The organism is Ahrensia marina (genome assembly GCF_001293565.1).
GTDB lineage: Bacteria > Pseudomonadota > Alphaproteobacteria > Rhizobiales > Rhizobiaceae > Ahrensia > Ahrensia marina.
Window position 1 is genome coordinate 198870 of record NZ_JXMU01000007.1, and the last position, 21014, is coordinate 219883.

General features: G+C 48.9%; 20 protein-coding genes. 18 read left to right on the top strand and 2 right to left on the bottom strand.

Going from position 1 to position 21014, the window contains the following annotated elements; all coding sequences use genetic code 11:
- Positions 1-10: 10 nt before the first annotated feature.
- Positions 11-1726, bottom strand: coding sequence for a tetratricopeptide repeat-containing sulfotransferase family protein (locus SU32_RS06270; RefSeq protein ID WP_053998490.1), 1716 nt, complete (start codon positions 1724-1726; stop codon positions 11-13).
- Positions 1727-2018: 292 nt separating this feature from the next.
- Here SU32_RS06270 and dnaK point away from each other — a divergent pair, with 292 nt between their 5' ends.
- From dnaK to SU32_RS06315, 9 genes are all read left to right on the top strand, one after another.
- Positions 2019-3953 carry a molecular chaperone DnaK gene (dnaK, locus tag SU32_RS06275; protein WP_053998491.1) on the top strand — a complete coding sequence of 645 codons (1935 nt, stop codon included), beginning with the start codon at positions 2019-2021 and terminating at the stop codon, positions 3951-3953.
- Positions 3954-4177: 224 nt separating this feature from the next.
- Complete coding sequence (dnaJ, locus tag SU32_RS06280) at positions 4178-5311, top strand: molecular chaperone DnaJ (protein ID WP_053998492.1); 1134 nt, start codon at positions 4178-4180, stop codon at positions 5309-5311.
- Positions 5304-5912 carry a class I SAM-dependent methyltransferase gene (locus SU32_RS06285; RefSeq protein ID WP_211097690.1) on the top strand — a complete coding sequence of 203 codons (609 nt, stop codon included), beginning with the start codon at positions 5304-5306 and terminating at the stop codon, positions 5910-5912. Before dnaJ ends, SU32_RS06285 begins: the two co-directional genes overlap by 8 nt.
- Positions 5913-5982: 70 nt before the next feature.
- Positions 5983-6594, top strand: coding sequence for a class I SAM-dependent methyltransferase (locus SU32_RS06290; RefSeq protein ID WP_053998494.1), 612 nt, complete (start codon positions 5983-5985; stop codon positions 6592-6594).
- A 66-nt stretch (positions 6595-6660) separates the two neighbouring features.
- The gene (locus SU32_RS06295; RefSeq protein ID WP_053998495.1) at positions 6661-7245 is read left to right on the top strand and encodes an NADPH-dependent FMN reductase; all 585 of its coding nucleotides are present in this window, start codon (positions 6661-6663) and stop codon (positions 7243-7245) included.
- A 123-nt stretch (positions 7246-7368) separates the two neighbouring features.
- Positions 7369-8073: an orotidine-5'-phosphate decarboxylase gene (gene pyrF / locus SU32_RS06300; RefSeq protein ID WP_053998496.1), complete on the top strand. Its 705-nt coding sequence runs from the start codon at positions 7369-7371 to the stop codon at positions 8071-8073.
- Positions 8074-8089: 16 nt separating this feature from the next.
- Entirely contained in the window at positions 8090-8383 is a 294-nt protein-coding gene (locus SU32_RS06305; protein WP_053998497.1) for a DUF1330 domain-containing protein, read from the top strand.
- A 462-nt stretch (positions 8384-8845) separates the two neighbouring features.
- A complete protein-coding gene (locus tag SU32_RS06310; protein ID WP_053998498.1) occupies positions 8846-10114 on the top strand; it encodes a polyhydroxyalkanoate depolymerase in 1269 nt (422 codons plus the stop codon).
- A 205-nt stretch (positions 10115-10319) separates the two neighbouring features.
- Complete coding sequence (locus SU32_RS06315) at positions 10320-10934, top strand: transglutaminase-like cysteine peptidase (protein WP_053998499.1); 615 nt, start codon at positions 10320-10322, stop codon at positions 10932-10934.
- A 24-nt stretch (positions 10935-10958) separates the two neighbouring features.
- Here SU32_RS06315 and mbfA read toward each other — a convergent pair whose 3' ends face one another.
- Positions 10959-11942: an iron exporter MbfA gene (gene mbfA / locus SU32_RS06320; RefSeq protein ID WP_053998500.1), complete on the bottom strand. Its 984-nt coding sequence runs from the start codon at positions 11940-11942 to the stop codon at positions 10959-10961.
- A gap of 163 nt (positions 11943-12105) precedes the next feature.
- On the opposite strand from mbfA, the gene SU32_RS06325 reads away from it, so the two are divergent.
- The 9 genes from SU32_RS06325 to SU32_RS06360 all read left to right on the top strand — a co-directional run bounded on the left by SU32_RS06325 (position 12106) and on the right by SU32_RS06360 (position 21009).
- Complete coding sequence (locus tag SU32_RS06325) at positions 12106-12909, top strand: C40 family peptidase (protein ID WP_053998501.1); 804 nt, start codon at positions 12106-12108, stop codon at positions 12907-12909.
- 134 nt (positions 12910-13043) lie between these two features.
- Positions 13044-14852, top strand: coding sequence for a translation elongation factor 4 (gene lepA, locus SU32_RS06330; RefSeq protein WP_053998528.1), 1809 nt, complete (start codon positions 13044-13046; stop codon positions 14850-14852).
- A 3-nt stretch (positions 14853-14855) separates the two neighbouring features.
- The gene (locus SU32_RS06335; RefSeq protein ID WP_053998502.1) at positions 14856-15440 is read left to right on the top strand and encodes a DUF922 domain-containing protein; all 585 of its coding nucleotides are present in this window, start codon (positions 14856-14858) and stop codon (positions 15438-15440) included.
- Positions 15441-15663: 223 nt separating this feature from the next.
- Positions 15664-15825 carry a Flp family type IVb pilin gene (locus SU32_RS17070; protein WP_082376502.1) on the top strand — a complete coding sequence of 54 codons (162 nt, stop codon included), beginning with the start codon at positions 15664-15666 and terminating at the stop codon, positions 15823-15825.
- Between the two features lie 144 nt (positions 15826-15969).
- Complete coding sequence (locus SU32_RS06340; RefSeq protein ID WP_342670076.1) at positions 15970-16500, top strand: A24 family peptidase; 531 nt, start codon at positions 15970-15972, stop codon at positions 16498-16500.
- A gap of 151 nt (positions 16501-16651) precedes the next feature.
- The gene (gene cpaB / locus SU32_RS06345; RefSeq protein ID WP_053998503.1) at positions 16652-17452 is read left to right on the top strand and encodes a Flp pilus assembly protein CpaB; all 801 of its coding nucleotides are present in this window, start codon (positions 16652-16654) and stop codon (positions 17450-17452) included.
- A 47-nt stretch (positions 17453-17499) separates the two neighbouring features.
- Positions 17500-19011 (top strand): type II and III secretion system protein family protein, encoded by a 1512-nt coding sequence (locus SU32_RS06350; RefSeq protein WP_245625494.1) that lies wholly within the window; start codon positions 17500-17502, stop codon positions 19009-19011.
- 15 nt (positions 19012-19026) lie between these two features.
- Entirely contained in the window at positions 19027-19674 is a 648-nt protein-coding gene (locus SU32_RS06355; protein WP_053998505.1) for a CpaD family pilus assembly protein, read from the top strand.
- A gap of 51 nt (positions 19675-19725) precedes the next feature.
- Positions 19726-21009 (top strand): CpaE/TadZ family protein, encoded by a 1284-nt coding sequence (locus tag SU32_RS06360; protein WP_053998506.1) that lies wholly within the window; start codon positions 19726-19728, stop codon positions 21007-21009.
- Positions 21010-21014 lie beyond the last annotated feature (5 nt).

Consider the following 21014-nt stretch of genomic DNA (forward strand, 5'->3'; position numbering starts at 1 on the left):
GTCATCTGTTTTAAGCAGCCTCCGTTTTTGAGTAACCAAGCGCCTGTTTAAGCGGACCCAAATGCGCTTCGTATTTCTGCCATTCCTGTGAACTGGCTTTATACATCGCCTTGCGAACCTGATCGCTACTGGTTGTTCGAACCGCGCGGCTGTTCTTATGAAATTCGAGACAGGCGTCCTGCCACTCCAAACCACATATATCGAGAAGCTTGCGCGTTTCCGCTTCTTGGTTTTCGGTCAGCGTTTCATAGTCGATGGTGTAAATTTGCCCCGGAAATTTCTGCTGCCAGAATTCCATCAGGTCAACATAGTGGTTGTAATAGTGACCGAGCGCTTCCAGTGACCATTGGTAGTCAATGCCTTTTGACGGGAACATGCGGCGATAGATCGACCAGCAAATTGCCATTGCGTCACGTTTTGTATGAATGACTTTTGCCTCAGGAAATGCTTTGAGAATAAAGCCGGTGAAGCGGAAATTCATAGGCATCTTGTCGGTGAAAACCGGGAATTTCAGCTCTTTTTCCAAAGGCTGAAAAAATGCGCCGCGTATGTGGTTCCATGCATCAGGCGCTGCAAGCTCTTTGCTCAGAAGCTTTGGAAATACCGGGGCTACTGCGCTTGCCATATAAGGTAATTCACCGCCGCCATAAACATCAGAATGGGTTGATAATATTTGCTCGACCAATGAGGTGCCCGAACGCGGCATGCCAAGAACAAAAATTGGCCTTGAGGCAAGTGGCTCAACTGCATCCAGCCCTGCGTGATCCTCCTCAAAACACTGTTTTAGCTCAGCAAATGCTTTGTCATGCCGCTCTTTGGAATAAAGGGATTGCTCTAATCCAATGTCGTTGGCGGCTTTGAATTCTTTAAAAGCGTCATCATAATCTTTGATGTCATCTTTGGCTTTGGCCAAAGCAAAACGGATATTCATTTGCTCATAAATATTATCGCCGTGCTGTTCGATCGCTTTTTCGAGTTTTTCAAAAAGCGGATCATCCGGCTTGGCCGGATTAAGCATTGCCAAGTTGCGTAAGATTTCACCTGAATGCGGAGCGACTTCAAGCGCGGCCTCATAATATTGCTTGGCACCTTTTTTGTCACCGGATTCGCGCAGAACAGTGGCGATATTGGACAGCGGTTGCGGTGCGCCGGGGTCAAGCTCGACAGTTTTTTGGAAACACGCGATGGCGCGCTCATCCTCGCCTGTCTCTCTTAATACCTGACCAAGATTATTATATGCCTGAGCAGAATTGGGATCAAAGGTGAGTGCAGTTTCCAGCATTTCCTTTGCCTGTTCATACCGGCCGGCTGCTTTTAAACATTGGCCATAGTTGCTCAAAATCTCAGGATCGTCAGGGCGCAGTTTTACGGCGATCTCGAAATATTCCGAAGCGCGGCGCTGATCGCCCACCCGGTCAAATATCAATCCCAGAATATTATAGATGAACACGCTCGGACCGCAGTTTTGAATACATGTTTGAGCAAATGAAAGGGCGTCATTCAGTCGACGCTCGTTTATCGCTTTAAATAATGTGCGCTTTTCTTCTTCTGTTAAGCTGCGTTTCTGACCGATAAATTGTGCTTCAAGGGCGCGAAAGCCGTCTCTGGCGCGTTGGTTGGCTGGATATTTCTCGATTACAGCTGCGTAAACCGCGCGCGCATCAGCAAATTTACCTGCTTTGGCAAACGCTTTTGCCTGTTTGAAAGAACTGTCGACAAAGGTCACTGCTTCACTCCGGTCTTTTCCGGCCGTTGTAAAGGATCAACCTTGCCTGTAAGTGTTCTAAACTGCATTTGGCGGTGTAAATGCGTTTGAAAAAGTCTCAACGCGTGCGTTTTTATTGCAAAAACAGCAAAATTTACCCGCTGTGCAGCCTTGCGCCGGAAAAAACGCTTTCTTATATACGCCGCAACGGTGTTCAGGGGGTCTGAGCATCAATAATATTTAAGCCAACTAGGGACTGTATTGAGGAACGCCGTAACGGGTCCGCGCAGTCTGCTGAAAAAGAGGTCTAATAATGGCAAAAGTAATCGGTATCGATCTGGGTACAACAAACTCTTGTGTCGCTGTCATGGACGGCAAGGATGCAAAAGTTATCGAAAACGCGGAAGGTGCGCGTACAACGCCTTCAATGGTCGCATTCACTGATGATGGCGAGCGCCTTGTCGGCCAGCCTGCCAAGCGTCAGGCTGTTACAAACCCTGAAAACACTTTGTTTGCGGTTAAGCGCCTTATTGGTCGTCGCTTCGATGACCCGACAGTGAAAAAAGACCAGAAAATGGTGCCTTTTAAAATTGTTGAAGGTTCAAATGGCGATGCGTGGGTTGAGGCCGGTGATGACAAGCACTCACCTGCTCAGATTTCCGCGATGATCCTGAACAAAATGAAAGAAACTGCAGAAGCTTACCTTGGTGAAAAGGTCGAGCAGGCGGTTATCACTGTTCCGGCATATTTTAACGACGCACAGCGTCAGGCGACAAAAGACGCCGGTAAGATTTCCGGTCTGGAAGTTCTTCGTATCATCAACGAGCCAACTGCGGCGGCGCTTGCTTACGGCCTTGATAAGTCATCTGGCGGTACGATTGCCGTTTACGACCTTGGCGGCGGTACATTCGACGTTTCAATTCTGGAAATTGGTGACGGCGTATTTGAAGTTAAATCAACCAATGGTGACACATTCCTTGGTGGTGAAGACTTCGATATGCGTCTTGTTGAATACTTCGCCGAAGAATTCAAAAAAGATCAGGGCATTGACCTGAAAGGCGATAAGCTTGCGCTTCAGCGTTTGAAAGAAGCTGCCGAGAAAGCAAAGATCGAACTTTCTTCTTCTTCACAGACTGAAGTGAACCTGCCGTTCATTACAGCCGATAGCACTGGTCCTAAGCACCTGACCATGAAATTGTCGCGCTCGAAGTTTGAAAACCTCGTAGACGATCTGGTCAAGCGTACAGTTGATCCAATGAAGGCCGCATTGAAAGACGCTGGCCTGAAAGCTGGTGATATCGATGAGGTTGTTCTTGTTGGTGGTATGACACGTATGCCGAAGGTCCAAGAAACTGTGAAAGGTTTCTTTGGTAAAGACCCGCACAAAGGTGTGAACCCGGATGAAGTTGTGGCCATGGGCGCAGCTATCCAAGGCGGTGTTCTTCAGGGCGACGTTAAAGACGTGCTTCTTCTCGACGTGACACCATTGTCACTTGGTATTGAAACACTCGGCGGCGTGTTCACACGCTTGATTGACCGCAACACAACAATTCCGACCAAGAAGTCGCAGACATTCTCGACAGCCGAAGACAACCAGTCTGCTGTGACTATTCGTGTTTCCCAAGGTGAACGCGAAATGGCAGCCGACAACAAAATGCTTGGTCAGTTTGACTTGATCGGTATTCCGCCTGCACCGCGCGGTGTCCCTCAGATCGAAGTGACATTTGATATTGATGCCAACGGTATCGTCAATGTTAAAGCGGTCGACAAAGGCACTGGCAAAGAGCACGAAATCCGCATTCAGGCGTCTGGCGGTCTTTCTGACGACGAGATCGAGCAAATGGTCAAGGAAGCGGAAGCCAACGCGGAAAATGATAAAAAACGCCGTGAAGGTGTGGAAGCTAAGAACCAGGCTGAATCACTTGTCGATTCTACTGAAAAGTCTCTCAAAGAGCATGGCGATAAAATCAGCGAAGAAGAGAAATCTGACATCGAAGATGCTATTGCCGAGTTGAAAGAAGAGATCGGCAAAGACGAGCTTGACGGCGAAGCCCTTGCTGCGAAAACGCAGACTTTGGCAGAAGCATCTATGAAGCTTGGTCAGGCAATTTATGAGGCAACACAAGCAGAAGAATCTGCTGCTGCTGAAGCCGATGCCGCAGCAGATGCTGCCGGTGACGACGTCATGGATGCTGACTTTGAAGACATCAGCGATGATGACGACGAAGACAGCAAGAAGTCTGCATAACTTGCTATAAAGTAATCTTTAAACCCCGGCAAATGAGCCGGGGTTTTGTTAGTTGCGGCGCAATACTGCTCGTTGCTTGTTTAAAACGGACTGTGTGGCATTTAATTCGAGCGTACTGGACGAACGTTAGCAGCGATATCATTGTGCATTCTGGCGCATCGCCCTAATTGCGAAACGTGCTAAATGGTGCCGCTGGATCAAATTGAAGGCTGGACATATTATTCATGGCTAAGGCTGATTTTTACGAAACACTTGGCGTTGGTAATCGCGCTGACGATAAGGAGCTGAAAAGCGCTTATCGTAAAATGGCGATGAAGTATCATCCGGATAAAAATCCCGGAGATGCTGCTGCTGAAGCAAAGTTCAAAGAGTGTAATGAAGCGTACGAGACGCTCAAGGACCCGCAAAAACGTGCGGCATACGACCGGTATGGCCATGCTGCGTTTGAGCAGGGCGGTATGGGTGGCGGTAGCCCATTTGGCGGCGCTTCTGCCGGTGGCTTCTCGGATATATTCGAGGACATCTTTGGAGAGATGATGGGCGGCGGCCGTCGCCAGTCAGCTGGCGGACGTGCGCGCGGCGCGGATTTGCGTTACAATCTGGAAATCTCTCTGGAAGAAGCGTTTACAGGTAAAACAGCCTCTATTCGGGTGCCAACCAATAAAACATGCGACACCTGCTCAGGCTCCGGCGCAAAGCCCGGCTCCAGCCCGACAACATGTAGCACGTGTTCGGGATCAGGCCGCGTGCGCGCAAGCCAAGGCTTCTTTTCTGTCGAACGCACATGTCCGGCATGTAATGGCCGCGGCGAAGTTATTTCAGACCCGTGTCCGGACTGTTCAGGTCAGGGACGTGTCAATGAAGAGCGCACGCTTTCTGTGAATATTCCTGCCGGTATTGAAGATGGAACGCGCATTCGCCTTTCCGGTGAAGGTGAAGCTGGCTTCCGCGGCGGCCCGACAGGCGACCTTTATATCTTTATTTCGGTTCGCCCGCACGAGTTTTTCCAGCGCGATGGTGCGGACCTTTATTGCAAGGTGCCGATTTCAATGACAACGGCATCATTGGGCGGACAGTTCGATGTCGGCACGCTCGATGGATCCAATACACGCGTAAAAGTGCCTGAAGGTACACAGCCGGGCCGCCAGTTTCGTTTGAAAGGCAAGGGCATGCCGGTCATGCGCCACTCCGCGATGGGTGATTTATACATTCAAATTGCAGTGGAAACACCGCAAAACCTTTCCAAGCGTCAACGTGAGTTGCTACAGGAGTTTGAAGAAATATCTGCAAAAGAAAATAGCCCGCAATCTTCGGGGTTCTTTTCACGCATGAAGGACTTCTTTGATCTTGGTGAATAAGCAAAGCCCGGCGACGTATCCTAAATCCAAATCATCGCGATTGATGGATCAGGTACGTTTTATCGGAGCTTGGGCAAGGTCCCCTAAAACTGTTGGCGCTGTCGCGCCAACATCATCTGAAACCGCTGACCTTATGGCGTCTTATATTACTTCGCCGAATACGTTGCCGGTTTTGGAACTTGGTCCCGGTACGGGGGCAATCACCAAGGCGATATTTCGAAAAGGTATTGCCGAGCATGATCTGTATGCTGTGGAGTACGACACCAAATTCTGTCGTGAGTTGAACCTTCAGTTTCCGCAAGTCAATGTCATTCAAGGCGATGCTTTTAATCTGCATAAAACACTCGCTCACTTGAATGGTCAGAAATTCGATTGCGTAATCTCAGGCCTTCCGCTTTTGAACTTTGCGCCGGCAATGCGGTTGAAATTTTTAATGGGTGCGCTTGAAAACATCCCGCGTGGGCGGCCATTGATCCAATTTTCCTATGGCATCCGCAATCCGATTGAAGTTGATGATGCGTCGATTTTGACCAGCCGGAGCCGATGGGTTTTTAACAACTTACCGCCTGCGCGTGTATGGACATATAGTTATAAAACATAGTTTAGTTTGGAACCTTTTCAGATAGATCGAATTTTAATGGAGTTACATCATCAATTTAGAATACAGGCGAATGGGCGCCAAAGAGCGGGAATTTAAAAAACGTATGCAGCAATCTTCTTCGCGCGTAATGAAACAATTGCATTTCATTGGCGGCGTTATTCGTTCTCCTCAGCGTTTAGGTGCAATTGCGCCGACATCCGCTGTCGTTTCAGATGTAATAGCCTCTCACATTTCAAGTAATAGCGGGCTCCCGGTTTTGGAGCTTGGGCCTGGCACAGGTCCGGTTACCGATGCAATCTTGCGGCGCGGCATTGCCGAGAAAGACATTGTCGCGATCGAGTATGACGAGTCATTTTGCAATGATTGGCAAGCCCGCTATCCGGCGGCAACTATTATTCAGGGCAATGCGCTCAACCTTGACCAGACATTGCAACATTTAGGCGATCAGCAATTCGATTGTATCGTCTCTGGTATTCCGATGCTGAACTTTTCGCAAAAAGATCAGGCCATGTTCCTTGAGACTGCTTTTAAGCGGATTGCTCCGGGCCGCCCGATAATACAAATCACTTACGGGCGCCGTTCTCCAATATCTGTTGCTGATAGCAATATTGAAATGACGGCCAGTCGCCGCATTTTGCGTAATTTGCCACCTGCAAAGATCTGGACTTACCGCAAATACTAAACCCCACATTACAGTTTTAAAATTTACAGCGTGCTTGGTCCCTACAACACGCAATTGGAGCTTGATATGAGTGCAAAGATATTGGTGTTTTCCGGCTCACTTCGAACCGGCTCATACAATACTCAATTGGCAAAGGCGGCGCTGAAACTTTTAAGTGCCGAAGGGGCAGACGTCACTGAAATCTCGTTAAGTGATTATCCACTGCCTATATATGACGCCGACCTTCTAAAAGACGATGGCGCGCCGCAAAATGCGGTAAAACTCGCCCGCCTATTTCAGGCAAATGACGGTATGTTTATCGCATGCCCTGAATATAATTCTTCCATTACGCCGCTTTTGAAGAATGTTCTGGATTGGGTGTCTGTAACAAAGTCAGATGGTAATAATGATTTAAAACCATATGCCGGTGTGACCGTTGCGCTTGGTGCCGCATCACCCGGTGCGCTAGGTGGTATCCGTGGGCTATATCATGTGCGCTCGGTTTTAATGAATGTCGGCGCGCAGATCATAACCGAGCAATGTTCGGTGGCCAGAGCAAAGCAAAGCTTTGGAGAAGACGGCATGCCAAGCGATGAGAGAACTTTATCACTGCTAAAGAAGACATGCCGTTCATTGCTCGAGCACGTGACACCGGGGCGTGGCAAAGCCTAATCGCCTTTATCTCTTTTTGCGCCGTATCAGAGTTGTTTCTCTTATAACTTTTCTGCCATTTATCTTGAGGCACGAACTTTGCTGTGCAATTGAACGTTCGTGAACTCTGCGAAGGATTGCCCTATGTCTGGAAATGCAAAAGACCGCCTTATCGTCGCTCTTGATGTGCCGACGATGCTCGAAGCTGCCGGAATTGTTGAAAGCCTTGGCGATGAGGTTTCATTTTATAAAATCGGCCATCAATTGGCATTTGTCGGCGGATTGGATTTGGCGCGTGAATTAAAAGCCGCTGGCAAATCTGTTTTCCTCGACATGAAATTGCTCGACATAGACAACACGATTGCAAAAGGTGTTGAAAATATCGCCCGACTGGGTGTCGATATGCTGACTTTACATGCTTATCCCAAAGCGATGGCCGCAGCCGTGGAAGCTGCCAAAGGAACAGATTTGACCCTGCTTGGTGTCACGGTCCTCACCTCAATGGATGACAAGGATTTGTCCGAAGCCGGTTATCATGATGATGCGGCGACTTTGGTTCTCAAACGGGCTCGGCAGGCGGCCCGAATTGGCATGGGCGGCATCGTGTGTTCGGCTGAAGAAGCAGAACCGGTGCGCGAGATTGTCGGTGAGAACATGGCAGTTGTTACGCCGGGAATTCGTTTGGCCGACGGCGAGGCGGGAGACCAGAAACGTGTCGTAACACCGGATGTGGCTATTCGTTCCGGCGCGAGTCATTTGGTCGTTGGCCGACCGATTGTGGCCGCTGCGGATCGACGCACGGCTGCACGACAGTTTTTAAATCAGATTGAAACGGCGCAAAGCGCGTAATCAAAGGGAATGTACTATGGCAAAAGGTTATTGGGTTGGGCGCATAAATGTTCACGATGCGGAGCGTTATAAGGACTATGTTGCGACAGCCACGCCCGCTTACGAAGAGTTTGGTGCAAAGTTTCTTGTGCGCGGCGGCGACATCCACGCCCAGGAAGGTGAAAGCCGCTCACGCAATGTCGTGGTTGAGTTTGACAGTGTAGAAACAGCTTTAGCTTGCTATAATTCTGAAACTTACAGCCGTGCCCGTGCCATCCGTCAGGAAGCCGCCGACGGTGAGATCATCGTTGTTGAGGGCTTTGCAGGCTGATTCTGGCTAAGAATCGATGTTTCAAGAATTTGAGAGGCTCGTTCCTGTGTGAATGGGCCTTTTAAGTATGAAATTCTGTGGGGTAAAAACGGTCCGGCAAGCTTTAGGCAAGGCGTGGGCTGCTAATCGCCATCTTTACTGTGAAGTTAGCTGTGTACAGAATAGGTTTTGCAGACCCTATCATGCTTCGCCATTTAAGATGCGGTTTTTCAAACGTTTTTCGTCTGCCATATTAAGATTTGTAATATGTTTGAACGCTATATTGTGGTCGCCGGATTTGACTTCAGGAACGAACACAAGCGCCACTTAATCCGTAAATGCTTCAAAAAATGGGACTTGTAGGCTTGGAATAGTACATTAGTCTGCTTGATTTTGCAGTGCAACACGGTGATTGTGCAAATCCGAATACCGTACAAAGTGATTATATCGTGCGTCGGGGTGTTTTTTGAGGAGCAGGAAAAGATGTTCTACAAGTTCTATGAAATGAATCATGCGCTTATGCAGCCTTGGCGTACAATGGCTGAGGCGACGAGCATGTTTTATCGTAACCCTGCCAATCCTTTTTCCCAAACAAAATACGCACGCACCGTGGCTGCATGGGCCGAAGTGTTTGAGCGTACGACACGACGTTATGGCAAACCGGCATTCAATATCCATCAAACGGTAGTGGATGATCAGGAAATAGCCGTCGTTGAAAGGGTTGAGTGGGAAAAACCATTTTGTAAGTTACTGCATTTTTCCCGCGCACTAAAAAAGCCGCGTCATAATGATCCGAAAATTTTGCTTGTTGCGCCAATGTCAGGTCACTATGCAACTTTGCTGCGCGGCACTGTGGAACGCTTAATACCCGAAGCGGAAGTATATATAACGGACTGGGTCGATGCGCGTGATGTTCCTGTATCGGAAGGTGCTTTCGATCTTTCAGACTATATCGACTATCTGATCGAGATGGTTGAGCATATGGGACCGGACACGCACATCATCGGCGTATGTCAGCCATCCGTGCCAGTGCTTGCAGCGGTCGCGGTAATGGAAAAACGTAAAGATGCCGTCTCGCCATTATCAATGACGTTGATGGGCGGGCCGATTGATACACGCCGCAATCCAACTGCCGTCAATGATCTCGCGGAAGAAAAAGATATCGATTGGTTCCGTGAAAATGTTATCATGGATGTGCCATTCCCCAACCCGGGGCTTGGCCGTAAGGTTTATCCGGGCTTTTTGCAACTGACAGGCTTCATGTCCATGAATCTTGACCGCCACATGATCGCACAGAAAGATTTTTTCATGCACCTCGTGCGCGGTGACGGAGACAGCGCAGAAAAGCACCGTGATTTTTATGATGAATATCTCGCCGTGATGGATTTGACGGCCGAGTTTTACCTGCAGACAATTGAAGTGGTTTTCATCGAACATTCACTGGCCAAAGGCACGATGATGCACCGTGGCGAACGGGTCGATCTTTCAGCCATTAAAAATGTTTCTCTTTTCACAATTGAAGGAGAAAACGACGATATTACTGGCCGCGGTCAAACCGAGGCTGCGCAGGATCTATGTTCAAACATTCCGCCGGCGTTCAAGCAGCATTATGAGCAGCCGTCTGTCGGCCATTATGGTGTGTTTAATGGATCGCGCTTCCGCAAAGAGGTTGCGCCGCGTATTCTTGAATTTATGGCAAAGTCTAAATCGCGCAAAGAGCGCAAGAAGCCTGAGTTGCGCGCGGTGTCATAATTGGTTGCTAACGCCAGTTTTTATCCACATGGCTTGAAATTATTGTGAATTGACTTTTTGAGCACCGCCAACAGGCGGTGTTTTATTATGTGCCGTATTGCCACGCTTTAACCATATTTTAACCTTGCTGTTCGTGTGCATTGCGTTCGAACTATAGTCTGGTTAATCATTTGTTAATAAACAAAAGAGCCCTGCGGTCACAATCATGAGACTATCGAAGATCAAAATCAACTTCTGCATTCTGGCCGCCAGCGTGGTTGTTTTGCCAGGCGCAATGGCCAACGCATCTTCAATGCTCACCGGAAAAATTACGTCACAACCTATCGGTCATTATGAGTTTTGCTTGGCCTACAAGGAAGAGTGCAAGCAGGAACGTGAGGCATCGTTAAATCCGGTAAATCTTACACGCGACCTATGGAAGAAGATCGTCAACATCAATTCAGCTATCAATATGGTGATTGAGCCGCGCAGTGATCTGGAAATTTATGGCCGCGAAGAAGTGTGGGCCTATCCGGACATCGCTGGTGATTGTGAAGATTATGTTCTGCTCAAGCGGCAAATGCTAATGAAGGAAGGCATTTCTCCTTCGGCACTCTTAATAACAGTTGTGCGCAAGCCGGATGGCGAAGGACATGCCGTTTTGACTGTACGCACTGATCGCGGTGATTTTGTTCTGGACAATTTGAACAGTCAGGTTCGCGTATGGGACCAAACACCGTACGAATACCTCAAACGCCAGTCAGAGCGCCACGCAGGCCATTGGGTTACTATTGAAAATACGGATATGACAGTCGTTGGCTCTGTAAAGAAGAGCGACTAATCATTGTATCACCTGTCTTTGCTTTTAGGCATTGCCAATCAGCATACCCGCCGCAAATACCAGCGCACCGCCTAGGACCACCTGGAATATGGCACGTGCCCATGGCGTTTCCATATATTTGTTTTGTATCCATGTGATTGCAAAGAGCTCCACAATAACGATAGCGAATGCAATTGTCGTTGCAGTCCAGAAATGCGGGATAAGGTAGGGCAAAGCATGTCCAAGGCCGCCAATTGCCGTCATAATACCGGTGGCTAGGCCGCGCTTGATCGGTGAACCACGACCGGAAATGACACCGTCATCCGAAGCCACTTCTGTAAAGCCCATTGAGATACCTGCGCCAACCGATGCGGCTAGGCCGACAAGAAATGTGGTCCATGTATCATGTGTTGCAAAAGCAACGGCAAAAATTGGGGCCAGCGTTGATACAGAGCCATCCATCAAGCCGGCAAGTCCGGGTTGAACGTAGGTCAGTATAAACTGCTTGTGTTCGGCTTTGTCTTCAGCGTCGCGAACCTCATCTGGCGTATGCTTGGCCTCCAGTTGAGACGCTGTAGTTTGGTGGCCGCTTTCAGCAATGGCCAGTTCTCCAAGCAAAAGACGTGTGTCGACGTCCTTTGTTTGTTGTGCTGCCCTTAAATAGAACCGGTGCGCTTGCTGCTCCATCTGTGAAGCCATTGCGCGTACTTTTTCAATGCCGAGCGGTCTTACAAGCCAGTCGGGTTTACGCTCGTAGTAGCCTTTTACGTGCTCACGCCGAATGAGCGGAACTTCGGGGCCAAACCGCGCCTTATGCATTTTAAGGAGCATTTCGCGGTGCGTCTCTTCTTCTGCAGCCATTTCTTCGAAGATTTTCGCGGATGCAGGATAATCTTCTCTCAAGCCGTCGGCATAGGCGAGATAGATGCGCGCATCATCCTCTTCTGAAGAAATTGCAAGAGCAAGAATTTCCTGCTCGCTCAGTGAGTGAAATTCACGTCGTGTGTTGGACCAGAAGCGACTTAGCATTGCAATCTCTCTTTAGAATAATTCTAAACTGAAGATATGCATTTCATGTCAGGAGGTCAACTAGTCTGAGGCAGCATAAAATGAAATTGATTGGACTTTATTTGTCGGACATTGACGCCATATACGGGTCGTGACTAATCATTAAACCGCAAGGAGTGAAGCGGTGACACAAGCAAAAGAGTCGATATTAGCACGCATTGGAACGTGGATTGCGCAGCGGCTTGAGCGCGAGACTTCCGGTTACCAACCTTACACGCCCTCTGACCCCGAAACGCTATATCGTACGCTCCAGCCCGGAGACATCTTGCTTGTCGAAGGAAACCGTAAAATTTCTGCGGCTATTAAGTATCTCACCCAAAGCACATGGAGCCATGCCGCTTTATATATCGGCGATGCTCTAGAAGAGAGCAATGAACAAGGTCATGCCAAACGCTTGATCGAGGTTAACCTTGGTCGCGGTTGCACTGCCGAGCCGCTCGAAAACTATAAAACATTCAACACCCGCATTTGCCGCCCGTCGGGACTTACGCCTGCGGACCGTGATGAGGTGGTGCAATTTATGATTTCCAAGATTGGATTGCAGTACGACACGAAAAATATTCTTGATATGGCGCGTTATCTGCTGCCAACGCCGCCGGTGCCGGTTCGATGGCGCAGACGAATGATCGAATTCGGGTCCGGTGATCCGACCCGCGCTATTTGTTCGACATTGATAGCGCAAGCCTATCAGCAAATCGGCTATCCGATTTTGCCCGAGATAACAGCCGCACCTGGCCGGGCACGGGCAACATCGGATTATTCGCGCCGGGAAATCATGCACATTCGCCATCACTCCCTGTTCACACCGCGTGATTTTGATCTGTCGCCATACTTTCAGGTTGTTAAACCGACATTGGAGTTTGGTTTTGACTATAAACGGCTGGTATGGGGCGCTCCTGCCAATGAAAAGGAAGAGCCGAAAAGCTGAATACCTGACGGCTGAATGTTAAGCCGTGTGTGCTTCGGCTAGTCGATTTATCTGCTTGAAGGGCGTAAGCGGAAACCGCTATTGAGGCAAAATCTCCACTTCCATGCGCAGCAATTGCGCTCTATATGAAGCCTATGACAAACACGCCATTATCTAATATCCGTAACTTCTCGATCGTCGCTCACATCGACCACGGAAAGTCTACGCTTGCCGATCGCTTGATCCAACAGACTGGCACGCTACAGGCGCGCGACATGAAAGATCAGCTTCTTGACTCGATGGATATCGAGCGCGAACGCGGCATTACGATCAAAGCCAACACTGTGCGTCTGGAATACAAAGCACAGGACGGACAGGATTACGTTCTTAACCTTATTGATACACCGGGCCATGTAGACTTTGCCTATGAAGTGTCAAGATCGCTTGCCGCTTGTGAAGGTTCGCTATTGGTTGTCGATGCATCGCAGGGTGTGGAAGCGCAAACGCTCGCAAATGTGTATCAGGCAATTGATAATGATCACGAGATCGTAACTGTTCTGAACAAGATCGATTTGCCCGCCGCCGAGCCTGAGCGCATTAAAGAACAGATTGAAGAGGTCATTGGGCTGGACACCGCTGATGCGGTAGAAATCTCCGCAAAGACCGGATTAGGCATCCCTGATGTTCTCGAAGCAATCGTCAAACAGCTTCCGGCACCTCAATCAGGTGACCGCTCTGCGCCGTTAAAAGCGATGCTCGTTGACAGCTGGTATGACACCTATCTCGGTGTTGTCGTTTTGGTTCGCATAATTGATGGCGAGATGAAACGCGGCCAGAACATCCGCATGATGGGTACGGATGCGAAATATCTGGTGGACCGTGTTGGTGTAATGACACCGAAACTTGTGCCGGTGGAAAATCTGGGGCCGGGTGAAATAGGCGTGTTTACCGGTTCGATCAAAGAAGTCGCGGATACACGTGTGGGTGATACCATCACCGAAGACAAGCGCCCTTGCACCAATATGTTGCCGGGCTTTAAACCAGCCCAGCCTGTGGTATTCTGTGGTTTGTTCCCGATTGATGCCGATGACTTTGAAGATTTGCGTTCCGCCATTGGTAAGCTGCGCTTGAATGATGCGAGCTTCTCTTTTGAAATGGAAACATCGGCTGCTCTCGGCTTTGGCTTCCGCTGTGGTTTTCTAGGTCTTCTGCATCTGGAAATTATTCAGGAGCGCTTGAGCCGCGAATTTAACCTTGAACTGATCGCTACAGCGCCGTCTGTTGTTTATAAAATGAATATGACGGACGGCACAGAAACCGAAATGCACAATCCGGCTGACATGCCGGATATTGTCCGTATACGGTCGATTGAAGAACCTTGGATCAAGGCAACGATTTTGACGCCGGACGAATATCTGGGCTCTATCCTGCAACTATGCCAGGAACGTCGCGGTATTCAAACAGACCTTTCTTATGTCGGTAAGCGTGCTTTGGTCGTTTATGATTTACCGCTAAACGAGGTCGTGTTTGATTTTTACGACCGCTTGAAGTCGATTTCTAAAGGCTATGCGTCATTTGACTATCAGCTTGCCGAGTACCGCGAAGGTGACCTTGTTCGTATGAGCGTACTTGTAAACGAAGAGCCGGTCGATGCTCTTTCGATGCTTGTTCACCGCTCTGCCGCCGAAAAGCGCGGCCGTGTTATGTGTGAGAAGCTCAAAGAACTCATTCCGCGCCACATGTTCAAAATTCCGATCCAAGCGGCCATTGGCGGCAAGGTGATTGCGCGTGAGACTATTTCTGCAATGCGGAAAGATGTGACGGCTAAATGTTATGGCGGTGATGTTTCACGAAAGCGCAAGCTCCTCGATAAGCAGAAAGAGGGAAAGAAAAAGATGCGCCAGTTCGGGCGGGTCGAAATTCCTCAGGAAGCGTTTATTCAAGTCTTGAAAGTGGACAGCTAAACTATGCGTTGGTTTGTGTGGTTCATCTTTGCAGCAATGCCGGTGATGGACGCGCAAGCGGCCGATTGGAAAGCGACCGAGAACATCAAATATTACAGCGTTTCCGGCACGACCGGACTCGCACTTTACAAATCTATCGGCGAGAACGGGCCGGTTATTTCCGGTAATCGGCGCACGATAGCTTTGACAAATTGGGATCTGAAATGGCGTCGTAACTATCAGCCTAAAGGTAATGCCTGCGAACTTGTTTCAGCGCTACCTTTTGTTACCATCACATATACACTGCCAAAGCCCAGCCAAAAAATAAGTGGAGTAGCGGCGCGAAAATGGCAGGCATTTGCCCAAGGCATCAAAGCGCATGAAGAAGTTCATGGCGATTATGTAAAGCGGCTTGCAAGCGATATAATCAATGCAACAGTTGGTTTGCGTGTTGAAAACGATAAGGCATGTCAAAAAATACGTGATGAAGTTCTAAAGCGTGTCGGTAATGAATTTGCACGATACAAAGTCGATAACCGTTCATTCGAGCAATCCGAAATGCGCGAAGGCGGGAACATTGCACGGCTTGTACTCGATCTTGTCAACTAAATCACCACCTAGGTATGTCTTGCCGATGAATTGGAACGGCGAAGCCCGTTTGCCGTTTTCAAGACTTTGTTTACCAAGCGGAACACAAATCGATATTAAGATTTGAGCAACCTTGTTCATTAAGCGGGTGGCAAGAGCCTTACGGTAGTTTGGGCTTATCCGATCAGTAGCAAACAAGAACTGACGGTGTGCTGTTTTAATTTAGACGAGTAAGGAACTCATTATGTTTACACGCTTTATCAAAGACGAATCTGGTGCGACTGCTATCGAATACGGCCTGATCGCTGCTCTTATCGCTGTTGCGATCATCACAGGCGCGACAACACTCGGTACCGAGCTGAACGCGAAATTCGATTCTATCGCTACTGAAGTTAAAGGCTCTTAATTTAGCCGATTACAGTATAGAATTTTAAAGCGGCCTGTCCTCCCTTGGAGGGCAGGCCGTTTCAGTGTGTCATTAAAGACCATCGAATCTACTGTTGCGTTTATGAGAATTTAATTCTCCCGCGATAAAGTAACAGCAAAGAAAATGAGGGCTTTAGCTGTGATTGCTACTATTATTTTTGTCGTTTTCCCGTTCGCAATGATTTACGCGGCTGTCTCGGACATTTTTTCAATGACGATTGCCAACAGGGTGTCTATTCTTCTTATTGGGACATTTTTAGTGGTCGCGCCCTTTATTGGTTTGAGCTGGTCCGATTTCGGTTCACACTTAATGGCCTTTGCTTTTGTGCTTTCTATTACTTTTGCCATGTTTGCTTTGGGTGCTATGGGCGGCGGGGATGCTAAACTCCTTGCTTCGACGGCACTTTGGATGGGCTTCTCGGTTCATTTGTGGAACTACATTTTAATGTCGGCTGTCGCAGGCGGCGTTCTTGCGATACTCATTCTGATCCTGCGCAAAACATCAATGTCCGTTTATGCCGGTGAACTGCCTGTGCTTCGAACAGTGATCGACGCAAAAGGAATTCCATATGGCGCTGCGTTGGCCGTCGGCGGGCTGTTCGCTTTTCCGGACAGTCCGGCAATGGTCTATGCGCTAAACTACTTCGCCAACTAAAACTTGTTGGATCTAGGATTTATATTGGTCGCCGTTGTTTAGTTTACGTTAAGCATAAATCTAACGAAGGCATTAACCATAATTACACCATTAGGTGTGAATGTTGACACTGTAGCGGATTCGTCCGCCCCAATATTTTGCAGGTGTCAGCATGTCTATGCGTTTTGTTATTCTTGGAGTTGCCGTTCTTGCCGCGGGTGGAGCGGGTTATTTGGCGATGAATTTGTCGGCGCCTGCACCGGCACCGGTCGCAGAAATTTTACCATCTGCACCATCCATTGAACTTGATCAGGTGCTTGTTGCAAAAGAAACTATTCTGACAGGCGGTAAAATTAGTGGCGGACTAGCCTGGCAACAATGGCCGGTGGAAGCGATTGCTCCAGATTTCATTACACAATCCAGTCGCCCTGAGGCTGTAGCAGAGCTTGAAGGTTCCATCGTGCGTTCCACGATTATCCAGGGCGAACCTGTCCGCCCGATTAAGATTCTCGGCGCTGACCAAAGCTTCATGTCATCTATTCTACCGGCAGGAAAACGCGCTGTCGCAACGACAATAGCCGCGGATACTTCTGCGGGCGGCTTTATTCTGCCGGATGACTACGTTGACGTCATTATGACGACACGTGATCAAAACAATAACTCATTTACGACTGAGACAATTTTGGCGAATATTCGTGTGCTTGCGATCGACCAAACCATTCGTGAAGACGAAAACGGACAATTGGTGCAGGTCGGTCAGACAGCAACGCTGGAACTGACACCAAATCAAACAAAAATCATCTCAGCTGCGCAGCAAATGGCCGACCGCCTGACGCTGGCATTACGCTCCATAAAAGATGTTGAGGCAGGCCGCTCGGAGCCAAGCGCAGACCACTTGATTTCAGGTGGGTCCCGCGGTGGCACGATCAATCTGATCAAGAACGGTGAAAAAACACAGGTGCAAAGCCAATGATGATGAGTGCACCGAACAAAGAATTCAAAAACATAAAGAGTAGCCCCATGTCAAAAGTCGCAAAAAGCTTCAAGACCTTACTCTTGGCCGGCACCGTAACTGTAATGGCCGGTGCGGTTCCGTCAAAATTTATGCCTTTGGGCGCATCGACGGCGGCAGCACAAAACATAATTAAAGTTCAGAAGCGTGCTTCGGGAACTGAGAATGTCGTGCTTGGTTTGGACAAGTCACTGGTGTTGGAGCTTCCTGAAGATGCGCAAGACATTCTTGTTGCAAACCCTGATGTTGCAGATGCTGTGACACGTACTGCGCGACGTATCTATCTCTTTGGTAAAGAGGTTGGGCAGACCAATATCTTTGTGTTTGATAGAAATGGAAACCAGATGGTTAGCCTGCAATTGCAGGTCGAACGCGATGTTGCTGGTCTGGACCGTTATCTCGAGCGTTTTATTGCGGGTTCGAATATCAAAACAGAAATTATCAACGATAACATTGTTTTGACTGGAACCGTGCAAACACCGCAAGATTCGGCAAAAGCTGCAAAACTCGCAGAAATCTTTGTTAAAGGCGGCGATGCCACCAATAATGGTGCAGAAAGTTTCCTCGCACTGTTCTCACGCGGAGACAGTCAGATCGTCAACCTTCTGGAAATCGCTGGCGGCGATCAGGTTACACTGAAAGTAACTGTCGCGGAAATCCAGCGCTCCGTAATGAAGCAGCTCGGTATTAACTTGCTAGGCAGTGGATCATCTTCAGGTGTCACATATAGCGGTATATCTGAAACAATTGCGGGCGCACTTGGTAAGCCGCTCGGTTCTAGTGGTTTGGGATTAGGGGGTGCAATTGGTAGTGTAAATATCAATGCCTATTTCAAGGCGATGGAAGAAGCCGGCGTGATGAAAACACTGTCGGCGCCCACCTTGACGGCAATTTCAGGCGAACCTGCTAAATTTTTTGCTGGTGGTACTTACAATATTATTTCCGGGCAAACGGTTGATGATGAAACTCAAGGCATAACCTATACCTTCGACAAAATCGATTATGGTGTAGGGCTTGAGTTTACACCGGTTGTTCTTTCACCCGGACGCATAAGCTTGCGTATCAAAACAGAAGTTTCAGAACCCACCACAGATGGCAGCGTACCTTTATCGGGTGGCATCAACCGGTTGGCAACCAATGTGTTGTCACTCCGTCGCCGTGAAGCGGAAACCACCGTTGAGCTGCCTTCCGGCGGTTCCATGATGATTGCCGGTCTAATTCGCGATGATGTTCGCCAGGTTGTGAGCGGTTTTCCGGGGCTATCAAAATTGCCGGTAATTGGCTCGCTCTTTAGGAGCCGTGATTTTATTCGCAGTGAATCTGAACTGGTCATCATGGTGACGCCGTATTTGGTGCGTGCCGTTGCAGCGTCCGAGCTGGCATTGCCGACAGACAATTTCGCTCCGGCATCAGATTCAGTTGGCAACTTGCTCGGCCGTCTAAACCGTATCTATGGCAGCACAGATAAAACAATGCCGACCGGTCGCTACCACGGTGCCGTTGGTTTCATTTATAAGTAATTGGAGTACGCAAACATGTTTGCCGGTAAAATATTAGCATCAACAGCGGCTGTGCTGTGCGTCTCTCTTCTTTCTGGCTGTGCTGGTATGCAGCAACACGATAATATGACCGTGGGCAGCGTTGGAAATGATTACACTAAGCGCCATCCGATTATCTTGTCAGAACAAGAGCAGGTGTTGGATATACCCATCGCCTCTGGCGCACAAAGACTGAACTACGCAACCATTAGCAACATTCAGGCTTTCGCACAGAAGTTCCAAACATCTGGGACGGGCACGATTGTTGTCCTTATGCCGTCAGGTTCTGCAAACAGTTCCGCTGCAAATTATGTCCAAGGTCAAGTCGTGCAAGCTATTGAGCAGGGCGGGCAACACCGTAGTAATATTGCAATCCAGTCTTATGACGCTTCTCAGCACGGCGCATCCGCCCCAATCCGCTTATCATTTCGCTCGGTAACTGCTTCTACCGGCCAGTGCGGTCAATGGCCTGAAGATCTTTCGATGACATCGGCCAATGAAAACTACTACGACTTTGGCTGTTCAACACAGAATAATCTGGCGGCGCAAATTGCAAACCCGGGCGACCTGCTTGGGCCGCGCAAAGAATCGCCGATTGATGCCGAAAACCGCGGCAAAGTTATTGCAGATTATCAAGGAAAATAACCCGCTGCCGAGCTTGAAAATTTAACGATCCAGACCCCTAGGGTGAAAACAATGTCAGACGCTGCATTTAAAGATAAAAATGAGATGACGGCCACGCCGGGCTCCAGCTTCGAGCCGGATGATTTGCAAAATGTGCGCCCAGTGCCACGCATCACGATTCAGGCTTTTTGTGAAACACAAGGGGTTTCTGGACCGATTGAGCGTATGGCTGAAGATCGCCGTATGGCTAAAGCACAAATGCGGGTCTATATGGGCGGTATTGGTGCCGCTGTGGAGTTTTATCAGTCAGCACCAACACCCAACCTTATTATCCTTGAGACAGCCGCCAGACCTGATGAGTTGATGAGCGGGTTGAACGAGCTCGCGGAAGTTTGTGATCCTTCCACCCGTGTTGTCATTATCGGCCATCACAATGATGTCGCGCTTTACCGCGAACTGGTTCGCAATGGCATTTCGGAATATATCGTCGCGCCGGTTTCAATAGCCGATCTCATGGCGGTGATTACGACATTGTTTGTCGACCCTGACGCCGATCCATTGGGCAGAACAATGGCTTTCATTGGTGCTAAGGGCGGTGTTGGCTCCTCAACGATTGCTCACAACGTCGCCTGGTCAGTGTCTACACTTTTCCAAAACGAAGTTGTTGTCGCTGATATGGATCTGCCATTCGGTACAGCCAATATCAATTTCGATCAGGATCCGGCCCAAGGTATTGCCGATGCTGTATTTTCGCCAGAGCGAATAGATGAAGTATATCTTGACCGGCTTCTATCGACATGCGCCGAGCATCTCTCGCTTCTGGCCGCGCCATCGATGCTGGATAAGGTTTATGATTTTGGACAGGAAGATTTCGCGCAGCTTATCGATGTTGCACAGCGCACAGCGCCTTCCGTGGTGCTTGACATTCCGCATGTATGGAACGGCTGGACCCGCACAACGCTTTCCCGCGCTGATGAGGTGGTTATTGTTGCAACGCCGGAACTGGCCAATCTGCGCAATACCAAGAATATGATCGACACGTTGAAAAAGCTGCGCCCGAATGATTTTGCACCAAAACTGGTTCTCAATCAGGTCGGCGTACCAAAGCGCCCTGAGATTGCTGTCAACGACTTCTTGGATTCTTTAGATATGGAAGCGTCAGCGATTATACCTTTTGATCCTCACTTGTTCGGAACGGCGTCGAATAATGGGCGCATGCTTGCTGAGTCCGACAGTGCCAGCCCGATTGTCGCAACGATCTCTGAGCTTGCCCATATTGTCAGTGGTCGCGGTGCTGTCTCGGTCAAACCAAAAGGCGGCCTAAAAGGCATCTTGGCAAAACTGAAGAAGAAGTAGTTTCA